An 18156-nucleotide genomic window follows, 5' to 3' on the forward strand; every position below is an offset into this window, starting at 1 on the left:
GGACGGAAGTTGTGCCGTACGCGCTCTTGACGCGGGACTCTCCCGCTGCGTAAAAACATGACCGCGCGGTCAGTGACCGCGCGGTCATACAGTTGACCTCCTTCGATACGGGCCCATGGTCATCAGGAGCTCTCATGTCACGAGTGGTGGGGCGGGGCCCCGGTGCGCCCGCACCGCGCAGCGCGGACGTGGCCCGTGTGGCCGGGGTGTCGCGCAAGACGGTGTCGCGGGTCCTCAACAACGAGCCATACGTCTCCGACGACGTCCGCCGACGCGTCCTCGAAGCCGCCGGGGAACTTGGCTACCGACTGAACCACGCGGCCCGGGCGCTCGCCTCGGGGCGGAATCGCTCCATCGGTGTCGTGGCCCTGGGGACAGCCGGATACGGAACGGCCTCACTCCTCGTGGGTATCGAGAAGGCCGTACGGGACGCCGGTTACGCGTTGCGTGTGGTCAACACGGTGGACGGTGACCCCAAGGGGATCGCCGGCGCCGTGACGTCACTCATGGAACAGGGAGTTGACGGTGTCATCGTCTCCGAGCCCATCGTGGAAGGAGAGGTCTCCGTACAGGTCGACGTGCCGGTCCTCTTCGTGGGCGCACCGCCGGCCTTCACCGCCGGCCGGACCCTTACCGTGAGCGTCGGTGCCTACGCATTGGCTCGGGCGGCCACCGAGCACCTGCTGGAGCTGGGACACGTGACCGTGCACCACCTCGCTGGTCCCCAAGGGTGGTACGCCACCAAGGATCGTGTCGAGGGCTGGCGCGCGGCGCTGGCTGCGCGGGGCGCATCCGAACCACCTGTCGTCGAGGGCGACTGGTCACCCGCCTCCGGGTACGCAGCGGGCCGCGAGCTGGCCTCGGACCCCTACGTGACCGCCGTGTTCGCGGCGGGTGACGAGATGGCCATCGGCCTCATCCACGCTCTTCGGGAAGCCGGGCGCCGTGTGCCGGAGGACGTCAGTGTGGTCGGGTTCGACGGCACTCCGGTCTTCGCCTACGTCACGCCTCCCCTGACCACCGTGCGTCAGCCCTTCGACGCCGCGGCACGGGAAGGAATCAGGCTGCTCGTGCACGTCATCGAAGAGCCGGAGACCGAACTGCCTGCGGCGAGCGAGCCACCGGTCGAACTCGTCGTCCGCGGCTCTACCGCACCGTTCCTGAAGACTGAGCAGGAGTGAGCCCGATCAGCCGCACGCCCCGAACGGCCTTGGGCGCACTGGTCCCCGGCGTACTCAACCCCAGGTCGGCGACACGCATCCTGTGCGTGGTCCGATCCCGGGAGGCCAGTTCCCTAGCGACCTGGCCAGCTGGGTACGGCCAGCGGCGACGGGGAGGCCCCGAACCATCCTCCGGTGGAGCGGGGGCCCCGCACACTGGCGCCGTACTCGGCGTCCCACATCGCACGATCACGTTAACCCGGTCGGCCCACGGTGCCGCAAGCCCGCGAGCCGACCATCACACGATCGAGCTAACTCGACCTCATGCACACTCTCCTGCGAGCGGCTGCCAACCCCCGCCGTCCCACTAGGAAGGGCCCCCTGTCATCCCGGGATCGCGATGCGAACAGAGCGCCAGGGGGCCCGGGTGGCAGGCCGTACGCCGATACGTCGCTCAAAGCGGCGTGAGGTGCCCCGGCGCGGGTTGCCGGGGCATCAACACCGGTTCGTACGACGCCGATCGGGGGTTCAGCGCCAGTACCGCGGCGACCGGGTGCTCCTCCTCGGACAGCTCCGCGGCGACCGGGACCGGGTGCTCCTCCGACTCCTCCGTGGGCAGCCGAGCGGGCTCCGGAACCGGGCGGGAAAGCGTCACCACGCCCCGGGCCGCGACCGCCGCCCCTGCGAGCGCGAGCAGCAGCCCGGCCGCCCCGCCCCGCAGGCCCTCGCCGAGCAGGGCGAGGCCGATGATCGCGGCGGCCACCGGGTTGGCCAGTGTCACCACCGCGAGGGGTGCGCCGAGGCCGCCCCGGTAGGCGGTCTGCGCCAGCAGCAGCCCGCCCGCCGCGAAGGCCGCGACCAGCAGGGCCACCCCGATCACCTGCGCGCTGAGCAGCGGACCCGAGCGGTCGGTCGCAGCCACCGTCACGGTCTGGGTGAGCGCGGAGGCGACACCCGAGGCGAGGCCGGACGCGGTCGCGTGCCGCAGTCCGGGGCGGGTGCCCGGCCGGGACAGTGCGCCGATCACGGCCGCGGTGATGCCCGCGACGGCGAGGGCTTCCGGCACGCTCAGCACGTCGTCGGGCGCCGGCCCGGACGCCGTGACGAGCAGCGCGGCGAGTCCGGCCAGGGTGAGCGCCGTACCGCGCCACTCGACGGCGCTGACCCGCCGCCCCGCGACCCGCGCTCCCAGCGGCACGGCGGCGACCAGCGTGAGCGCGCCGAGCGGCTGGACCAGGGTGAGCGGCCCGTACTTGAGGGCGGCCACGTGCAACAGCGCGGCGGATCCGTTGAGGGCGACCGACCACCACCATGCGCCGCTGCCGAGGAGGCGCAGCACACCGGAGTCGGAGGTCCGGGAGGCCAGCCGCTCCTGGGCCACGGCTGCCGCGGCGTACGCGACGGCGGAGAAGAGGGACAGGACCACGGCGACGACGGTGGCGTTCATCGGACGGCTCCCACGAGTTCCGGTGCCTTCGCCGCTGCCACAGGCTTCGAGGGGCCGCTCGCGGTCGTCGTCCGGTGCGGCAGACGAACCACCGCGAGTACGCCGCCCAGCAGCGCCGCCGCCACGGCCGCGTCGAGCCAGTAGTGATTGGCCGTACCGACGATCACCAGCAGGGTGAGAAGCGGATGCAGCAGCCACAGCCAGCGCAGGCTTGATCGAGAGGGGCGTCGCGAGGCGTTTCGTTTGGGGTGGTGGTGGGAGACGGGCGGGCGTGTCGCGACGATCAGGCCGATCGCCACCATCAGCGCCCACCCGAAGTGCAGCGACGGCATCGCCGCGAACTGGTTCGACAGCGAGTCCGCCTCCGGCGACGCCCCGTACACCGTCGGCCCGTACACCTGCCCCGTGTCCACCAGGTCCGCCATGCCGAGCATCCGCGGCGGGGCGAGCGGGAACGTGAGGTGCACCACCAGGGCGGCGGCGGTGATCGCGGCCAGGGCACGGCGGGCCCAGACGTAGTGCGTGGGGCGGCGCAGATACAGCCAGACCAGGAAGGCGGCGGTGGCGGGGAAGTGCACGGTCGCGTAATAGGTGTTCGCGAGGTGTACGAGGCCGTCGCCGTGCAGCAGTGCGGACTGTACGGCGCCCTCGCCGGGCAGGTTCAGGGCCCGTTCCAAGTCCCAGACGTGCTGCGCGTTGTCGAAGGCCTCGCCGGTGTGGCCCGTCACCAGCAGCCGGCCGAGCTTGTAGACGAGGAAGAGTCCCGCGACGAGCAGGAGCTCGCGGACGAGGGGCGGCCGCTGTATTGCGGTGGCCCCGTCTCTTGCAGGCTCGTTTCGCGCTGCCATCCCCCGGCCCCTTTGCTGTCCAAGGCTCATCGATACGCCACTGTACCGATACGCCGCCGTACCGATACGCCACTGTACCGAAACGCTTCTGTTTCGGTACAGTGGCGTATCGATGGACCTACGTCACACTGGAAGCAGGCCACGGAAGCAGGCCCCGGGCCCCGGACACGAGCGAGGAGACGAGCCCATGACGCCGCAGGCAGCGGACGAACCGGAGACGGTCGTCGCCGCGCGCCGCTCCAAGCTCACGCCCGAGCGAGAGCGGGAGTTCTTCGACGCCGCGATCGACCAGATCCGCGAGTGCGGCTATGACGCGCTGAGCATGGAGGGCATCGCCGCCAGCACCAAGTGCAGCAAGTCCACGCTCTACCGGCAGTGGAAGACGAAGCCCCAGTTTGTGGCGGCGGCGCTGCGCGCCAACCACTGTCCGCGGCTCGCGGGCATCGACACCGGCTCACTCGCCGGTGATCTGCGCGCCGCGGCGCGGGCCGCGGGAGAGCGGTCCGACGACGACACCAAGCTGGTGCAGGCGCTGGGGCATGCCGTCATGCAGGATCCGGAACTGCAGTGCGCGCTGCGCGACGCGCTCATCGAACCCGAACGCGCGGCACTCAAGGAGATGCTCCAGCGGGCGGTCGACCGCGGCGAGATCGCCGCCGACCATCCGGCCCTGGAGTTCGTGCCGGCGCAACTGCTCGGCATGATCCGCGTCCGTCCGGTCCTGGAGGGGCGGTACGCGGACGCCGACTATCTCGTCCGTTACGTGGACGCCGCACTGATCCCCGCCCTCGGACTGCCGGCGGTCACCTGAGACTCGGGCCGTCGGTTCCGTGGGACGACCGGACGACGGCCTGTTCGCGCCGCACCGTGGGGACGGGGGCGGCGCACACCCCGGCCGGGTGGGAGGCCTCTTGAGCGGAGAGGCACCCCATCCGGCCGGATCCATGTCAGACCCGTTCCCCGTTGCCGCCACCGCCCGCTGCTTCCTTGATGCCCTTGGTTATTTCGTCGATCACGGAAAGCTTCGGGGCCTTCTCGTTCTCGTCGAAGCCGAAGCGGACGATCACGAGCATTTTCGGGTTGGCGGGGGAGGGGAAGGCGAGTGACTCGACATAGCCGTCGTCGCCCTTGCTGGTGACGACCTTCCAGCGGACCATGTAGCCCTTCTCGCCCGCCACGGTCACCGCCTTGGAGGCGAGTTCGTCGTTCGAGGTGATCTTGCCGTAGGTCGGGCCGCCGTACGATTCCTCGGCGTTCTTGGAGATGTCCTCCTTGGCCGCCGCCTCGGCGGTGGTCGCCTTGATCTCCAGGGCGGCGGCGGGCGCAGAGTTGGCCCCGCCGCGTACGCACTTCTTGGAGGTATCGCCGGGACAGGGGTACGTCCCGGTCGACACCGAGGCGCCACCGACCTTCCCGGACTCGCCGGTCCAGCCGTCGGGCACGGGAAGGCTGATGCCGCTCAGCGCGTCGGTGGCGTAACCCTCCTCGGTCTGCGGCGGTTCGGGCTGCCCCGGAGCCTCGCTCTCACCGCCGTCCGGTCCGCCCTGACCGCCGCCGTCCTCCCCCTGAGGCCCGGGCCGGGTGGGTGCCGGGCGGGCGTTGCTCGAACTGCCGTCGCCCGAATCGTCGCCCGCGGTCAGCGCGTACACCCCGCCGCCTATGCCCGCGAGAACCGCCACCGCCGCGGCGATCGCGATGCCCGTCCGCAGTCCGCGGCGCGGAGCGGCGGGCGGCACGCCCGGATACGCCCCGGGGAACGCCGCGTAGGCCGGCGGCCCCCATCCGGCCGCCGCATCGGCGGGACGGGTCTGGTCCGTCCACGCCTCTCCGTTCCACCAGCGCTGTGTGGCGGGGCCGTTACTTGTCTGCCCGGGGTCGGGGTACCAGCCGGGAGGAGTCACGTGGGTCATGGGGACACGGTATGTGGCTCGTGTGAAAACGGGATGAGAGGGTCCGGCCCGAATGCCCGGTATTCCGGCAGACGCCCTCGGCCATTTCGCCGACTCCCGTGAACATCCCGGAAGTTGACGGCCGACGACGTTCGCCGGGCCAGGTGAGCGGCCCCGTCCGTCGCCTCTCGTCCACGGCTGTCACCCGTGACGGCAACAGGTGGCCCGACCAGGCGCCATGACGGCTCGGGGAGGACTAGGCTCGTTGCCTGTACGTCATTTGGGCGACCTCAGGAGGTAGCGGGATGACGGAGGCTCCCCTCTGGGAGCGCGACGCGGAACTCTCCGCGATCGCGGAGGCCGTCGACGCGCTGTGCGGCGGTTCGGGAGCGGGCAGCGTGCTGGTGTTGAGCGGCGAGGCGGGCATCGGGAAGACCGCGCTGCTCGCCGAGGCCCGCCGGATGGCGCTGGACCGCCGCTGCACGGTGTGGTCGGCGCGTGGCGGCGAGACCCTGACGTCCGTTCCCTTCAATGTCGTACGGCAGTTGCTGCAGCCCGCGCTCGTATCGCTGATGCCGGACGAGGCGCGCGAGTACTTCGGCGACTGGTACGACATCGCCGGACCCGCCCTCGGCATAGCCGAAGCGGGCGACCGCCGGCCCGATCCGCAGTACGTGTGCGACGGACTGGTCGCGGCGGTGCGCAGGCTCGCCCGGCGCGAGTGGCCGCTGGTGCTGCTCGTGGACGACGCGCACTGGGCCGACGAGGAGACCCTGCACTGGCTGGCCGCGTTCACCGACCGCCTCGACGACCTGCCCGTCCTCGTCGTGGTCGCCCGCCGCCCCACAGGAGTCAGCGGCGAGAGCGCCCGCCATCTCGACGCGATCGGCGCCAAGGCCCTTCCGACCGCCGCCCTGCGCGCGCTGACACCGGATGCCACGGCCGGACTCACCCGCGCCACGCTCGGCGAACATGCCGACACCCCGTTCTGCCGCGAGGTGTGGGCGGTCACCGGCGGCAACCCGTACGAGACCGTGGAACTCCTCGCCAAGGTCCAGGACAGCGCTCTCGAACCGGTCGAGGGCTCGGCCGCCGAACTGCGCGGACTCAACCAGTCGGCGCGCGGCAAGGGCCTGGTCGACCGCCTTGAAGGGCTCGGCGTCGATGCCACCCGCTTCGCCTGGGCCGCCGCGATCCTCGGCACCCGGATCACCCTCGACCTCACAGCCGAACTCGCCGGGATGCCACTGGACGAGGCAGAGCGCTGCGCGGAGCTGCTGGGCGCGGCCCGTATTCTCACCGGCGCCGACCGGGCGGCCGACGAAGTGGCCGACGGCGAGCTGGAGTTCGTCCATCCGCTGATCGCCGGCGCCGTCTACCGCTCGATCCCGGACGGCCTGCGCACCGCGATGCACGGCGTGGCCGCCTCGGTCGTCACCGCCTCGGGCCTCGGCGCCGCGGCGGCCTCCCGCCATCTCCTGGAAGTGCACCCGGACGACGACCCCGAGCTCGTCGAGCAGATGCGCGAGGCCGCCCGCGAGTACCTCGCCGTCGGCGCCCCGGAGGCGGCCCGCCGCTGTCTCGAGCGTGCCCTGCTCGAACCCCCGCTGCCCGAGGTCCACGCGCGCGTGCTCTACGAGTTGGGCTGCGCCACCCTCCTCACCTCACCGGCCACCACGATCCAGCACTTGCGCGAAGCGCTCACCCTGCACGGCCTCGAGCGCGAACTGCGTGTCGACGCCGTCTGCCGTCTCGCCCAGGCTCTCGTCCACAACGATCAGCTGGAGGAGGCCGTTCGCACGATCGACGAGGAGGTCACCCGGCTCCAGCCGGGCCCCGAGCGGATGCGCCTGCAGGCCGTGCACTACATGTGGGAGGGCCTCCACGCCGGCGAGCAGGACGCGCCCGGCCGCTCCCGCCGTCTCGCCGAGCTCGTCAAGCCGCTCACCGGCCGCGACAACTCCGAGCGCGCCCTGCTCATCCTGCGCGCCTTCGACGCGACGACCCGCGGGGAGAACGCCGTGGAGGTCGTCGAACTGTGCGACCGCGCCCTCGTCAACGGCCGCCTCGCGCCCGGACTCGGCTGGACCGACACCGAGTGGACCTTCGAGCTCCTGATGATGCTCGGCGTCTCGTACACGTTCGCGGACCGCCTCGACCGCGCCGAGAGTCTCTTCGCCGACGCCCGGCGGTCGTACGAGATCGCCGGCTGGAGCGGCGGCCATCTCGCCCTCGCGCACGCCTACGGCGGCTATGTGCACCGCAGACGGGGCCGCCTCCGCGACGCGGAGGACTTCCTGCGCGAGTCACTGCGGCTCGTCGACCGTGTGGGCCGGCGCCTGCCCATGCACTGGTCGGTGGTCTGCATGCTCATCGACACGCTGCTCGCCCGCGGCCACGTCGGCGAGGCCGAGGAGATCGCCGAGCGGTACGCCTTCGAGCCGCCCCACCCGTCCACGAACGTCACTCCCGACACCCACTCCGTCCGCGGCCGCCTCCTGATCGCCACCGGCCGCCTCGAAGAGGGTCTGAACGAACTGGAAGTAGCCGCGAAGATGGCCGCCTCCCGCGGCGGCCACAACACCGTGATGGCGCCCTGGGCCGGCGAACTGGCCCGCGCACTCGCCGCCTCGGACCCGAGACGCGCCGCGGAGATATCGGCCGACCTCCGCGCCCAGGCCGAACGCTTCGGCACCGACACGGCCATAGGAGAGGCCCTCCGCTGCGCCGCCACCCTGGAAACCGGCAACCGCGCGGTAGACCTCTACGCCAGGGCCGTCACCTACCTGGAAGCATCCCCCTCCGCCTACGAACACGCCCTGGCCCGCGTCGACTACGGCATCGCGTCCCGCTCCGCCAGCGAACTGGAACACGGCCTGACCCTGGCCCGCTCCTGCGGCGCGGATGGCTTGGTGACGAGGGCGCGGGAGGCGCTGGAGAGGCTGCGCTGACCGTTTTGCTGCCCCGGTCGTCCGGTCCGTCTGGCGGGTTGATCGCCCCCGCCACCCCTACCCGTCCCATCCCGTCCTTGGGGCTCCGCCCCAGCCCCCACCAAGCCCACCAAGGGCTCCGCCCTTGGACGCCGCTGGGGGCTGCGCCGCCAGGCCCCCGATCGGCCTGAGCGGCCTCGTCCTCAAGCGCCGGACGGGCTGAAAATCAGCCCCTCCGGCGTTTGAGGAGCGGGGGTCCGGGGCTGGCCCCGGGATGGGACGGGTAAGGGCAGCGGGGGCGGAACCCATCCGGCTCACGCCACCCCGTCCTCCTCGGCCAGCACCCGCTGCGCCACCGCGAACGCCGAGTTGGCAGCCGGAACCCCGCAGTACACCGCCGTCTGCAAGAGCACCGCGCCGATCTCCTCGGGCGTGAGCCCGTTGCGGCGGGCCGCGCGGACGTGCATGGCCAGTTCGTCGTAGTGGCCGTGGGCGACCAGCGCGGTCAGCGTGATCAGGCTGCGCTCGCGGCGCGACAGCGTGTCGTCCGTCCAGATCTCCCCCCACGCGTAACGCGAGATGAAGTCCTGGAACCGGGCCGTGAACGGAGACTGCCGGGCCTGCGCGCGGTCCACGTGCGCGTCACCGAGCACCTGGCGGCGTACCTCCATCCCCCGCTTCGCCCCACCGTCGAAGTGCCCGCGCAGAGCCGTGAGTACGGCCTCCGGCTGCTCGGCGGGGGCCAGGTGCGAGGCGCCCGGGATCTCAGTGAGCGCGGCACCGGGCACGGCGTCGGCGATGTCCCGCAGATGCGCGGGCGGCGTCGCCGGGTCCTCGCGGCCGGCGATGAGCAGAGTCGGCGCGCTGATCCGCGGCAGCCGGTCACGGATGTCGAAGGCCGCGAGCGCGTCACAGCAGGCGGCATACGCATCAGGGTGCGCCGTACGGTGGTCCTCGACGAGCTCCGGAACGGTGAAGCCCTGCGTGAACCAACGCGAGTCGGCGTTTGCCGCGAGCTCGCCCAGCCCCTCCGCGCGGACGAGCGCGGCCCGCTCCTCCCACGGCTTGGACCCGTTGAAGTGGGCAGAGGAGCAGATCACGGCAAGTCGCTCGATCCGCTCCGGGTGGTGCGCCGCGAGCTGCAGCCCCACCGCGCCGCCGAGCGAGACCCCCGCGTACGAGAAGCGGTCGATGCCGAGGGAGTCCGCGAGGGCGAGGACCAGCGAGGCCAGGTCGGCGACGGTCGCGCCGGGCGCGATCAGGTCGGCGGGCGAGCTGCCGTGGCCGGGCAGGTCCCAGCGTACGACCCGGTGGGTGATGGAGAGTTCGGGCGCGACCTTGTCCCACAGGGCCGTCGACGTGCCGAGGGACGGGCCGAGGAGCAGCGGGGGAGCGGTGGCGGGTCCCTCGGCGCGGTGGTGCAGCTGCTTACCAGTCAACGTCGCTCCAGAGCGCGGTCGGTGAGGACTCCGGCGGAGCCGGTGTACTGGGTCGGGTCGGTGCGGGCCGCGAGGTCGAGTTCCTTCAACTCGGGCTCCTCGGCGAGAAGTTCGACGAGCGGCCGGTCCTCCGCGGTAGCCCGCTCGGCCGCCCGGGTGAGCAGCTCCTTCGCGCGGGCCCGCCCGAGCACCGGCGCGAGTTCGGCGGACAGCCGCTCGGAGACGATCAGGCCGTGCGTGAGGTCCAGATGGGCGCGCATCGCGTCCGCGTGCACCTGAAGGCCTTCGGCCAGCTCGGCCGCATCGCGGGCCGCGCCGCCGGCCAGGCGGAGCAGCTCGCGCAGCGGCTCCCACTCGGCATGCCAGGCACCGGCGGGGCGTTCGTCCTCGGCTGCCAGGGAGCCGTACAGCGTCGCGGCAAGCTGCGGCGCACGCCTGGCGGCGGCGGCGATCAGCGTGGCGCGCACGGGGTTCGCCTTGTGCGGCATCGCGGAGGAACCGCCGCCGGAGCCCTCGCTCAGCTCGCGGATCTCCGTACGGCTGAGCGTGAGCACGTCCGCCGCCGTCTTGCCGAGGGCGCCCGCCGTGAACGCGAGGGCGCCCGCGAGATCGGCGACCGGAGTACGCAGGGCGTGCCAGGGCAACACCGGTGCGGCGAGGCCGACTTCACGGGCGTACGCCTCGACGAGCGCGCCGCTGTCAGCAGCCCCGTACGTGATGAAGGCCGCCAACGTGCCCGCCGCACCCCCGAGCTGGGCCGGGAGACAGTCGCGTACCGTCTGCAGGCGATCCCGTGCGTCCAGCACCAGGGACCGCCACCCCGCCGCCTTGAGGCCGAAGGTCGTCGGCACCGCGTGCTGCGTCAGCGTCCGCCCCGGCATGGCCGTGTCCCGGTGCTCCCGAGCGTGCCGGGCCAGCGCACGCTCCGTACGGGTCAGGTCCGCCAGGACGAGATCAAGGGTCCGCGCGGCCACCAGCATCATCGCCGTGTCCATGATGTCCTGGCTGGTCGCGCCCCGGTGGACGTACGGGGCGTACTCCTCATCCACCGCGCCGACCGCCGCGGTCAGGTCCGCGACCAGCGGGATCACCGGATTGCCGCCGCCCCGCGCGCGCAGCGCGAGGTCATGGACGTCGAAGCGCGCCGCGTCGGCCGCCGCGTCCACCGCCGCGGCGGCCTCCGAAGGCGCGAGGCCGAATGAGGCCTGCGCGCGGGTGAGCGCCGCCTCCGCGTCCAGCAGCGCCTGGAGAAAGGCGGTGTCGCCGGTCGCGGACGCGGCGGGGGAGCCTGCCCACCCGGGGGCGAGCAGGCCGTCGGTGTCGCCGAGGGTCACGGGAACTCCAGGAAGACCGTTTCGCCTTCGCCCTGAAGGCGGATGTCGAAACGGTACGTGCGCCGCTCGCCGGGTTGTGCGACCAGCGTGGCCCGGCGCCCGTCCGGCAGTGAGTCGAGCAAGGGGTCGGCGCCGTCGGCCAGATACGCCCGCGTGTACAGGTGGTGCAGCAGGCCGCGCGCGAACACGCACACGCTGATGTACGGCAGCCCGGCGTTGCCCGGCGGCAGCGTGTAGAGCGCGTAGTGTCCGTCGGCGTCCGTGGCGACCCGCCCGAAACCGGTGAAGTCCGTGCCGTTGCGGCCGAGATAGCCGCCGGTCACCGGGTTGCGGCGCAGCGAACCGGGGGCGCCCTTGAGGGAGCCGTCCGGAGCCGCCTGCCAGAACTCCAGGACGGCGTCCGGGATCGGCTTGCCCTCGCCGTCCAGGACGTACCCGTGCAGCGTGATCTGGTCGGGGTGCCCCTTCGGAGCGACCTGCTCGCCCTCGGGGAAGGGCAGCGCGTACCCGTAGAAGGGGCCGACGGTCTGGGAGGGCGTGGGCAGGACGTGCCCCGTGGTGTTCTCGGTCATGCTCAGCGACCTTCCTCGATCCAGGTGGCGGAGGGACCGTCGAGAACGATGTCCCACTCGTAGCCGAGCGAGAACTCGGGCTGCGAAAGGTCGTGTTGGTACTGCGCGACCAGGCGGGCGCGGGCCGACTCGTCGGTCACCGAACGCAGGATCGGGTCGTACGTGAAGAGCGGGTCGTTCGGGAAGTACATCTGCGTCACCAGCCGCTGCGTGAACGCCGTGCCGAAGACGGAGAAGTGGATGTGCGCGGGGCGCCAGGCGTTGGTGTGATTGCGCCATGGGTATGCGCCCGGCTTGATCGTCCGGAAGAAGTACCTGCCCTGATCATCCGTCAGCGCCCGTCCCACGCCGGTGAAGTTGGGGTCGAGCGGCGCCGGGTGCTGGTCCCGCAGATGCGCGTACCGGCCGGAGGCGTTGGCCTGCCACAGCTCGATGAGCTGGCCGCGCACCGGGCGCCCTTCGCGGTCGAGCAGCCGCCCGGAGACGGTGATGCGCTCGCCGAGCGGCTCGCCCTGGTGCTGCACGGTGAGGTCGTTGTCGATCTCGGTGATGTCGGTCGGACCGAACACCGGACCGGACAGTTCGACCGTCTCCGGATCGCCGCCGTTCACCGCGACCAGCGGCTGCTTGGGGTAGCGCAGTACCGAGCTGCGGTACGGGGTGTAGTCGCGCGGCGGGTGGTGCTGGACCGGGGCGCCGCCGCCGACGGCCTTGTCGTACGCGTTCTGGATGTCGTTGATCTCGACGTCGATGTCCGACTGGGTGAGGGTCATGAGGATTCCGATTCCTGCGGGTCCTGGGAAGGTCTTAACGTTCGAGGACGAGGGCCAGCCCCTGGCCGACGCCGATACAGAGGGTGGCCACGCCGACTCCCGAGCCCTTGCGGGCGAGTTGGTGGGCGACGCTCCCGGCGAGCCGCGCACCGGAGGCGCCCAGCGGGTGGCCGAGGGCGATCGCACCGCCCTGCGGGTTGAGGACCGCCGGGTCGAACTCGGGCCACTCGGCGACGCAACCGAGGACCTGGGCGGCGAAAGCCTCGTTGAGTTCGAGAGTCGACAGCTCGTCAAATCCCTTGCCCGCCTTGGCGAGTGCGCGATTGACCGCCTCGACGGGGGCGAGCCCGAAGTAATGCGGGTCGATCGCGGAGACACCGGACGCGGAGACCCGGGCGAGCGGCTCGCGACCGGTGGCCCGCAGGCCCTCCTCGTCTACGAGCAGCAGAGCCGCGGCACCATCGTTGAGCGGCGACGCGTTGCCCGCCGTCACGGTCCCGTTCTCCTTGCGGAACGACGGCTTGAGCTTGGCCATGGCGGACAGGGACGCATCCGGCCGTACGCATTCGTCGGCGCCGAAGACGACCGGGTCGCCCTTGCGCTGCGGGATCGACACGGGGGCGAGCTCGGCGTCGAACAAGCCATCCGCCTGGGCCTGAGCGGCCTTCTGGTGGGAGGCGAGCGCGAACTCGTCGTGCTGCTCCCGGCCGATCTTGTGCTTCTCGGCGATCAGCTCCGCGCTCTCGCCCAGCGGGACGGTCCACTGCGGGTCCATCTTCGGGTTGACCATGCGCCAGCCGAGCGTCGTCGAGTACAGCTCGGTGTGCCCGACCGGGAAGGGCTTGTCGCTCTTCGGCAGCACGTACGGAGCGCGGGTCATCGACTCGACACCGCCGGCCAGGGCGATGGAGGCGTCGCCGAGCGCGATGGCCCGCGCGGCCTGGATGACGGCCTCGAGCCCGGAGGCGCACAGCCGGTTGACGGTCACGCCCGGCACGGACGTGGGCAGGCCCGCGAGGAGGGCGGCCATACGGCCCACGTTGCGGTTCTCCTCGCCCGCACCGTTCGCGTTGCCGAAGTACACGTCCTCGATCCGGGACGGATCCAAGTCGGGCGTACGGGCGAGGAGTTCGCGGATGGCGTGCGCGCCGAGGTCGTCCGGACGTACGCCTGCCAGTGAGCCGTTGTACCTGCCGAACGGGGTGCGGACGGCATCGACGATATAGACGTCCCTCATACGAACTCCTCCGGAGTGCGAACCTTCGCGGCGGTCTTCGCGACGATCTCCTCGGTCTCGACACCCGGCGCCGTTTCCACCAGCACCAGGCCCTCGTCCGTCACGTCCAGCACGCCCAGATCCGTGATGATCCGGTTGACGCACGCCTTGCCGGTCAGCGGCAGCGCGCAGTCCTGAAGGATCTTCGGCGAGCCGTCCTTCGCGGTGTGCGTCATCACGACGATCACCTTGCGGGCGCCGTGCACCAGATCCATGGCGCCGCCGATCCCGGTGATCAGCTTGCCGGGGATGGCCCAGTTGGCGAGGTCCCCGCCGGCGGACACCTGCATGGCGCCGAGTACGGCGACATCGATATGGCCGCCGCGGATCATCCCGAAGGAGAGAGAGGAGTCGAAGTACGAGGCGCCGGGCAGGACCGTGACGGTCTCCTTGCCGGCGTTGATCAGGTCCGGGTCGACCTGGTCCTCGGTCGGGTACGGGCCGGTGCCGAGGATGCCGTTCTCGGACTCCAGGATCACCTCGACGCCGGGCGGAAGGTAGTTGGGGATCAGCGTCGGCAGTCCGATGCCGAGGTTCACGTACTGGCCGTCCTCCAGCTCGCTGGCGGCGCGGGCGGCCATCTCTTCACGCGTCCAGGCCATCAGGCACTCACCGTCCGCTGCTCGATCTTCTTGTCTGCCGCCTGCTCGGGGGTCAGAGCGATCAACCGCTGGACGAAGATCCCCGGCAGATGCACCGCGTCCGGGTCGATCTCGCCGGGCTCCACGAGTTCCTCGACCTCGGCGATCGTCACCCGGCCCGCCATCGCGGCGAGCGGGTTGAAGTTGCGGGACGACTTGTTGAAGACCAGGTTCCCGTACCGGTCGCCCTTCGCGGCCCGGACGAGGGCGAAGTCGGTGCGGATGCCGTGCTCCAGCACGTACTCCGTGCCGTCGAACTCCCGCACCTCCTTCGGCGGCGAGGCGAGCGCGACGCCGCCCTCACCGTCGTACCGCCAGGGCAGTCCGCCGTCGGCGACCTGGGTGCCGACGCCGGCCGGGGTGTAGAAGGCGGGGATGCCGGCGCCGCCGGCCCGCAGCCGCTCGGCCAGCGTGCCCTGCGGGATCATCTCGACCTCCAGCTCACCGGCCAGGTACTGCCGGGCGAACTCCTTGTTCGCCCCGATGTACGACCCGGTGACGCGGGCGATGCGGCCCGCCGCGAGGAGCGTAGCGAGCCCCGACTCCATCGCCCCGCAGTTGTTGGAGACCACGCTAAGACCGGAGGCCTCACGCTCGTACAGAGCCTGGATCAGCACGTTCGGCACACCGCTCAGCCCGAAACCACCCACCGCGAGCGATGCGCCGTCCGGCACATCGGCCACCGCCTCGGCGGCTGTGGCCACCACCTTGTCCATCCGTGAAGCCCCATCTCTTCGAGCGGTCAGCGCTCTATTGCTCAGGGCACTGACTATTTCTGCGAGGTTGCCCTCACGCTGCCATCCGTGGGTTCGGTCGTCAAGAGTTCATACATCCTGGCTGGTGAGGCGTGGGTCTCTCCGTGCAGACAATGGTATGCGGCGAGCGGTATTGTTCAGTGCACCGACGAACCCGAGGAGCGCACATGGCGGCGGTGGACCTCACCACCCACCCCGGGCATCTGGCCCGGCGGCTGCAGCAGGCGCACTACCTGCTGTGGAACACGATGGTCTCCGAGGAGATCACCTCGCCGCAGTTCGCGGTGCTGAACGCACTTGTCGCCGAACCGGGGCTGGATCAGCGGAGCGTGGGGGAGCGGGTGGGCCTGGACCGGTCCACGATCGCCGAGGTGATCAGCCGGCTCGGCCGCCGCGGCCTCCTCGACAAGGTCCGCGACCCGCAGGACGGCCGCCGCTTCCTGCTCCGCCTCACGGACGAGGGGGCGCGTACGCATCGCAAGCTGACGGTGCGGACGGCTCGGATGAACCAGGTGTTCCTGGCGCCCTTGTCCGCGGAGGAGCAGGCCGTGTTCTTCGAACTGCTGCAGCGCGTCTCGGATGCGGCGGAGGGCCTGCGCAATCCGGGGGAGCCGCTGGGTGCGGTTCGCTAGCTGCGGGTTCGGTGGGGTTGCTCGCGCCAGTGGAGGCGCAGGCTTTTGCTTTTAGGGGCGCGGGGAACTGCGCGACAAGCCACGACGAGCCCGCAGCGGAGACACGAGGTCACCCACCACCCCCGTTGGGGGCCTGGGGGCGCAGCCCCCAGTTTCGGGAAGGGGCGGGCTTGGGGAAAGAAACCCCCACACGCCCCACGTCACGCCTTCGCGTACACGACCCATACCTGGCCGCGAGCGAACGGCAGCGGCTCGCCGTCCTGGGTCGTGAACTGCGTACCGTCCTCGGCCGACGGACGCTTCCAGTCGGCGTCGAAGGCGCGGCCGTCGCGCAGGACCTTCGCCGTGCCCGAGCCCACGGTCTCCGTGTACGGCGTGTTGTTGCCCAGGAAGTCCTTGAACTGGGACTTGCGGATCTTCACGTACTGCACGACCACCGTCGCGGCAGCCATCTGCGGGCCGTCGGTCGTCGCGCTCGGCCTGCCGTCCATCGACACCAGCCAGCGGTCCCGGTTCTCGGACCAGGTGAAGGTGAAGCGGGCCGCAGGGAAGCGCACGGTGTGCGAGGTCTCGGCCTTGCCGCCCGCGGGCAGCGCACCGTACTCGAAGCCGGTGGTCAGGGCGTCGGCACCGGGGGCGGACTTCAGCAGCCGCTCGGGGCGCAGATACAGGTTGTGCGGAGCGGGTTTGTCGGTGCCCCGGTAGTACGCCTTCGAGTTCTTCTCCGGCGGCGCCGCGTGCAGCGGGGCCTTGTCGATCAGCGGCAGCAACTTGCCCTGCGCGCCCGAGAAGGCGAGCGTCGGCTCGTCGAACTGGCGCAGCAGCTCCAGGTCGGACTCGCGCGCGCTGCGCACCGGCCCGATCGCCTTCGGGAACTTGGTCGCGTACACCGCCATCAGCCGGCTGAGACCGCCCTCCACCTGCTCGGCGTACACGATGTCCGCCGCGTCGATGCCCGTGTGCGGCCGGGCACGGCTCGCGTTGTCGATCTTCACGGCGAGTACGGAACCGGCGCCCGGAGTGCCGTCGCCGGGCGCGCGGCCGTCGTCGGTCTCTTCCGGTGTGCAGCCCGCCATGACGGAGCCTGCCAACAGGGCGGCCAGTAGCGCTGCCACAGGGCGGGTGCGCCTCGTGCGGCCCCTCAGCCCCGTCCGCCTCGTACCTTCGGTGTCCACTGTGCCCCGTTTCGCCGCTTTTCTGATTTGGGATTCAATCAGGTCCTACCCAATAGGCCAAGGTCGAAGGCGGTTCACTCGGCCGTGCGGGTAACGGGGAACAGGGGAGGGCGGTCTTGCCAGTCGTACGGCTCAGTCCTACGGCCCCAGGATCTCCGCGAGGTTGTAGCGCACCGGCTCCTCCAGCTGGGCGTACGTGCAGCTCTCGGGTGTCCGGTCGGGGCGCCAGCGGCGGAAGCGGGCCGTGTGCCGGAAGCGCTGACCGTTCTCCATGTGGTCGTACGCCACCTCGCACACACGCTCCGGCCTGAGCGGCACCCAGGACAGGTCCTTCTTGCCCGACCAGCGGCTGGGCGCACCCGGCAGCCGTGCCGTTTCGTGCGCCGCCTCCTCCGCCCAGGCCGCCCATGGATGCCCCACGGCCGACCCCATACGCAGTGGCTCCAGCTCCCCGACCAGCTCCTCGCGACGCTTCATGGAGAACGCGGCGCTCACCCCCACGTGCTGCAGGGCGCCTTGGGCGTCGTACAGCCCGAGCAGCAGCGAACCCACGACGGGCCCGCTCTTGTGGAGCCGGTAGCCCGCGACGACCACGTCCGCCGTGCGCTCGTGCTTGACCTTGAACATCAGGCGCTCGTCCTGCCGGTAGCGCAGTGTGAGCGGCTTGGCGATCACCCCGTCGAGGCCGGCGCCTTCGTACTGCTCGAACCACCGTTGCGCCACCTCGATGTCGGTGGTTGCCGGCGCCACATGGACGGGAGCCGTGACGTTGGCCAACTTCCTCTCCAGCAGCTCCCGTCGGTCGCCCAGGGGTACGTCCACCAGCGACTCGTCGTCGAGGGCGAGAAGATCGAAGGCCACGAACGAGGCCGGCGTCCGCTCGGCGAGCAGCCGCACCCGTGACTCTGCCGGGTGGATCCGTTCCGTGAGCGCGTCGAATTCCAGCCTCCCCTCCCGCGCGATCACGATCTCCCCGTCCAGCACGCACCGCTCGGGCACCCGCTCCCGGACCGCCTCCACCAGCTCGGGAAAATACCTGGTCAGTGGCTTACCGGTACGGCTGCCGAACTCCACCTCGTCACCGTCTCGGAACACGATCGCCCGGAACCCGTCCCACTTCGCCTCGTAGTGCATGCCGGGCGGAATCGCCGCCACCGGCTTGGCGAGCATCGGCTTCACGGGTGGCATCACAGGCAGATCCATGCTCTGACTCTAGGAGCCGTCCTGGGCGCCCGCTCGTTGAGTGCCAGGCCCGTAAAGGCCAGGTCAGGGGAGTGGTGCCGAG

At 71.2% G+C, this 18156-nt stretch carries 16 protein-coding genes; 4 read left to right on the forward strand and 12 right to left on the reverse strand.

Annotated elements, in window-relative coordinates; translation table 11 throughout:
• The first annotated feature begins 134 nt into the window (after positions 1-134).
• Positions 135-1181 (forward strand): LacI family DNA-binding transcriptional regulator, encoded by a 1047-nt coding sequence (locus ACGFNK_RS21475; RefSeq protein WP_393418086.1) that lies wholly within the window; start codon positions 135-137, stop codon positions 1179-1181.
• Positions 1182-1614: 433 nt separating this feature from the next.
• Here ACGFNK_RS21475 and ACGFNK_RS21480 read toward each other — a convergent pair whose 3' ends face one another.
• Both ACGFNK_RS21480 and ACGFNK_RS21485 read right to left on the reverse strand, forming a co-directional pair.
• The gene (locus ACGFNK_RS21480) at positions 1615-2607 is read right to left on the reverse strand and encodes a DMT family transporter (RefSeq protein WP_393418088.1); all 993 of its coding nucleotides are present in this window, start codon (positions 2605-2607) and stop codon (positions 1615-1617) included.
• On the reverse strand, positions 2604-3455 hold the full coding sequence (locus tag ACGFNK_RS21485; RefSeq protein ID WP_393418090.1) for a phosphatase PAP2 family protein: 852 nt from the start codon (positions 3453-3455) through the stop codon (positions 2604-2606). Before ACGFNK_RS21485 ends, ACGFNK_RS21480 begins: the two co-directional genes overlap by 4 nt.
• Positions 3456-3642: 187 nt before the next feature.
• Between ACGFNK_RS21485 and ACGFNK_RS21490 the strand changes: the two genes are divergently transcribed.
• Positions 3643-4266 carry a TetR/AcrR family transcriptional regulator gene (locus ACGFNK_RS21490; protein ID WP_393418092.1) on the forward strand — a complete coding sequence of 208 codons (624 nt, stop codon included), beginning with the start codon at positions 3643-3645 and terminating at the stop codon, positions 4264-4266.
• 136 nt (positions 4267-4402) lie between these two features.
• On the opposite strand, the gene ACGFNK_RS21495 is transcribed toward ACGFNK_RS21490, so the two are convergent.
• Entirely contained in the window at positions 4403-5365 is a 963-nt protein-coding gene (locus tag ACGFNK_RS21495) for a DUF2510 domain-containing protein (protein WP_393418094.1), read from the reverse strand.
• Between the two features lie 284 nt (positions 5366-5649).
• Between ACGFNK_RS21495 and ACGFNK_RS21500 the strand changes: the two genes are divergently transcribed.
• Entirely contained in the window at positions 5650-8295 is a 2646-nt protein-coding gene (locus tag ACGFNK_RS21500) for an ATP-binding protein (protein WP_393418096.1), read from the forward strand.
• Positions 8296-8588: 293 nt separating this feature from the next.
• Here the strand turns inward: ACGFNK_RS21500 and pcaD are convergent, their stop codons facing one another.
• Genes pcaD through ACGFNK_RS21535 form a run of 7 tightly spaced genes read right to left on the reverse strand, consistent with a single transcriptional unit; the run spans position 8589 to position 15025 of the window.
• Positions 8589-9713: a 3-oxoadipate enol-lactonase gene (pcaD, locus tag ACGFNK_RS21505; protein ID WP_393418098.1), complete on the reverse strand. Its 1125-nt coding sequence runs from the start codon at positions 9711-9713 to the stop codon at positions 8589-8591.
• Positions 9710-11047: a 3-carboxy-cis,cis-muconate cycloisomerase gene (pcaB, locus tag ACGFNK_RS21510; RefSeq protein WP_393418100.1), complete on the reverse strand. Its 1338-nt coding sequence runs from the start codon at positions 11045-11047 to the stop codon at positions 9710-9712. The genes pcaD and pcaB overlap by 4 nt, the downstream gene beginning before the upstream one ends.
• The gene (gene pcaG / locus ACGFNK_RS21515) at positions 11044-11619 is read right to left on the reverse strand and encodes a protocatechuate 3,4-dioxygenase subunit alpha (protein ID WP_393418102.1); all 576 of its coding nucleotides are present in this window, start codon (positions 11617-11619) and stop codon (positions 11044-11046) included. The genes pcaB and pcaG overlap by 4 nt, the downstream gene beginning before the upstream one ends.
• A 2-nt stretch (positions 11620-11621) precedes the next feature.
• Positions 11622-12392, reverse strand: coding sequence for a protocatechuate 3,4-dioxygenase subunit beta (gene pcaH, locus ACGFNK_RS21520; RefSeq protein WP_393418104.1), 771 nt, complete (start codon positions 12390-12392; stop codon positions 11622-11624).
• 34 nt (positions 12393-12426) lie between these two features.
• Complete coding sequence (locus ACGFNK_RS21525) at positions 12427-13629, reverse strand: thiolase family protein (RefSeq protein ID WP_393418106.1); 1203 nt, start codon at positions 13627-13629, stop codon at positions 12427-12429.
• Positions 13626-14270 carry a CoA transferase subunit B gene (locus tag ACGFNK_RS21530; protein ID WP_393418108.1) on the reverse strand — a complete coding sequence of 215 codons (645 nt, stop codon included), beginning with the start codon at positions 14268-14270 and terminating at the stop codon, positions 13626-13628. The genes ACGFNK_RS21525 and ACGFNK_RS21530 overlap by 4 nt, the downstream gene beginning before the upstream one ends.
• Positions 14270-15025: a CoA transferase subunit A gene (locus ACGFNK_RS21535; RefSeq protein ID WP_393418110.1), complete on the reverse strand. Its 756-nt coding sequence runs from the start codon at positions 15023-15025 to the stop codon at positions 14270-14272. Before ACGFNK_RS21535 ends, ACGFNK_RS21530 begins: the two co-directional genes overlap by 1 nt.
• 206 nt (positions 15026-15231) lie before the next feature.
• Here ACGFNK_RS21535 and ACGFNK_RS21540 point away from each other — a divergent pair, with 206 nt between their 5' ends.
• A complete protein-coding gene (locus tag ACGFNK_RS21540) occupies positions 15232-15696 on the forward strand; it encodes a MarR family winged helix-turn-helix transcriptional regulator (RefSeq protein WP_393418112.1) in 465 nt (154 codons plus the stop codon).
• Positions 15697-15896: 200 nt separating this feature from the next.
• Here ACGFNK_RS21540 and ACGFNK_RS21545 read toward each other — a convergent pair whose 3' ends face one another.
• Positions 15897-16811, reverse strand: coding sequence for a DUF3048 domain-containing protein (locus ACGFNK_RS21545; protein WP_393418114.1), 915 nt, complete (start codon positions 16809-16811; stop codon positions 15897-15899).
• A gap of 198 nt (positions 16812-17009) precedes the next feature.
• Positions 17010-18074, reverse strand: a complete 1065-nt coding sequence (locus ACGFNK_RS21550; RefSeq protein WP_393418116.1) for an ATP-dependent DNA ligase — start codon at positions 18072-18074, stop codon at positions 17010-17012.
• Between the last annotated feature and the right edge of the window lie 82 nt (positions 18075-18156).

The sequence above is a fragment of the Streptomyces sp. NPDC048825 genome, from assembly GCF_043198355.1.
Classification (GTDB): Bacteria; Actinomycetota; Actinomycetes; order Streptomycetales; family Streptomycetaceae; genus Streptomyces; species Streptomyces xiangluensis.

What these genes read in the sequence shown, in the direction of transcription:
- ACGFNK_RS21475 (WP_393418086.1), top strand. Translation starts at nt 135, where the DNA reads ATGTCACGAGTGGTGGGGCGGGGCCCCGGTGCGCCCGCACCGCGCAGC.
- ACGFNK_RS21480 (WP_393418088.1), bottom strand. Translation starts at nt 2,607, where the DNA reads ATGAACGCCACCGTCGTCGCCGTGGTCCTGTCCCTCTTCTCCGCCGTC.
- ACGFNK_RS21485 (WP_393418090.1), bottom strand. Translation starts at nt 3,455, where the DNA reads ATGGCAGCGCGAAACGAGCCTGCAAGAGACGGGGCCACCGCAATACAG.
- ACGFNK_RS21490 (WP_393418092.1), top strand. Translation starts at nt 3,643, where the DNA reads ATGACGCCGCAGGCAGCGGACGAACCGGAGACGGTCGTCGCCGCGCGC.
- ACGFNK_RS21495 (WP_393418094.1), bottom strand. Translation starts at nt 5,365, where the DNA reads ATGACCCACGTGACTCCTCCCGGCTGGTACCCCGACCCCGGGCAGACA.
- ACGFNK_RS21500 (WP_393418096.1), top strand. Translation starts at nt 5,650, where the DNA reads ATGACGGAGGCTCCCCTCTGGGAGCGCGACGCGGAACTCTCCGCGATC.
- pcaG (WP_393418102.1), bottom strand. Translation starts at nt 11,619, where the DNA reads ATGACCGAGAACACCACGGGGCACGTCCTGCCCACGCCCTCCCAGACC.
- pcaH (WP_393418104.1), bottom strand. Translation starts at nt 12,392, where the DNA reads ATGACCCTCACCCAGTCGGACATCGACGTCGAGATCAACGACATCCAG.
- ACGFNK_RS21525 (WP_393418106.1), bottom strand. Translation starts at nt 13,629, where the DNA reads ATGAGGGACGTCTATATCGTCGATGCCGTCCGCACCCCGTTCGGCAGG.
- ACGFNK_RS21530 (WP_393418108.1), bottom strand. Translation starts at nt 14,270, where the DNA reads ATGGCCTGGACGCGTGAAGAGATGGCCGCCCGCGCCGCCAGCGAGCTG.
- ACGFNK_RS21535 (WP_393418110.1), bottom strand. Translation starts at nt 15,025, where the DNA reads ATGGACAAGGTGGTGGCCACAGCCGCCGAGGCGGTGGCCGATGTGCCG.
- ACGFNK_RS21540 (WP_393418112.1), top strand. Translation starts at nt 15,232, where the DNA reads ATGGCGGCGGTGGACCTCACCACCCACCCCGGGCATCTGGCCCGGCGG.
- ACGFNK_RS21550 (WP_393418116.1), bottom strand. Translation starts at nt 18,074, where the DNA reads ATGGATCTGCCTGTGATGCCACCCGTGAAGCCGATGCTCGCCAAGCCG.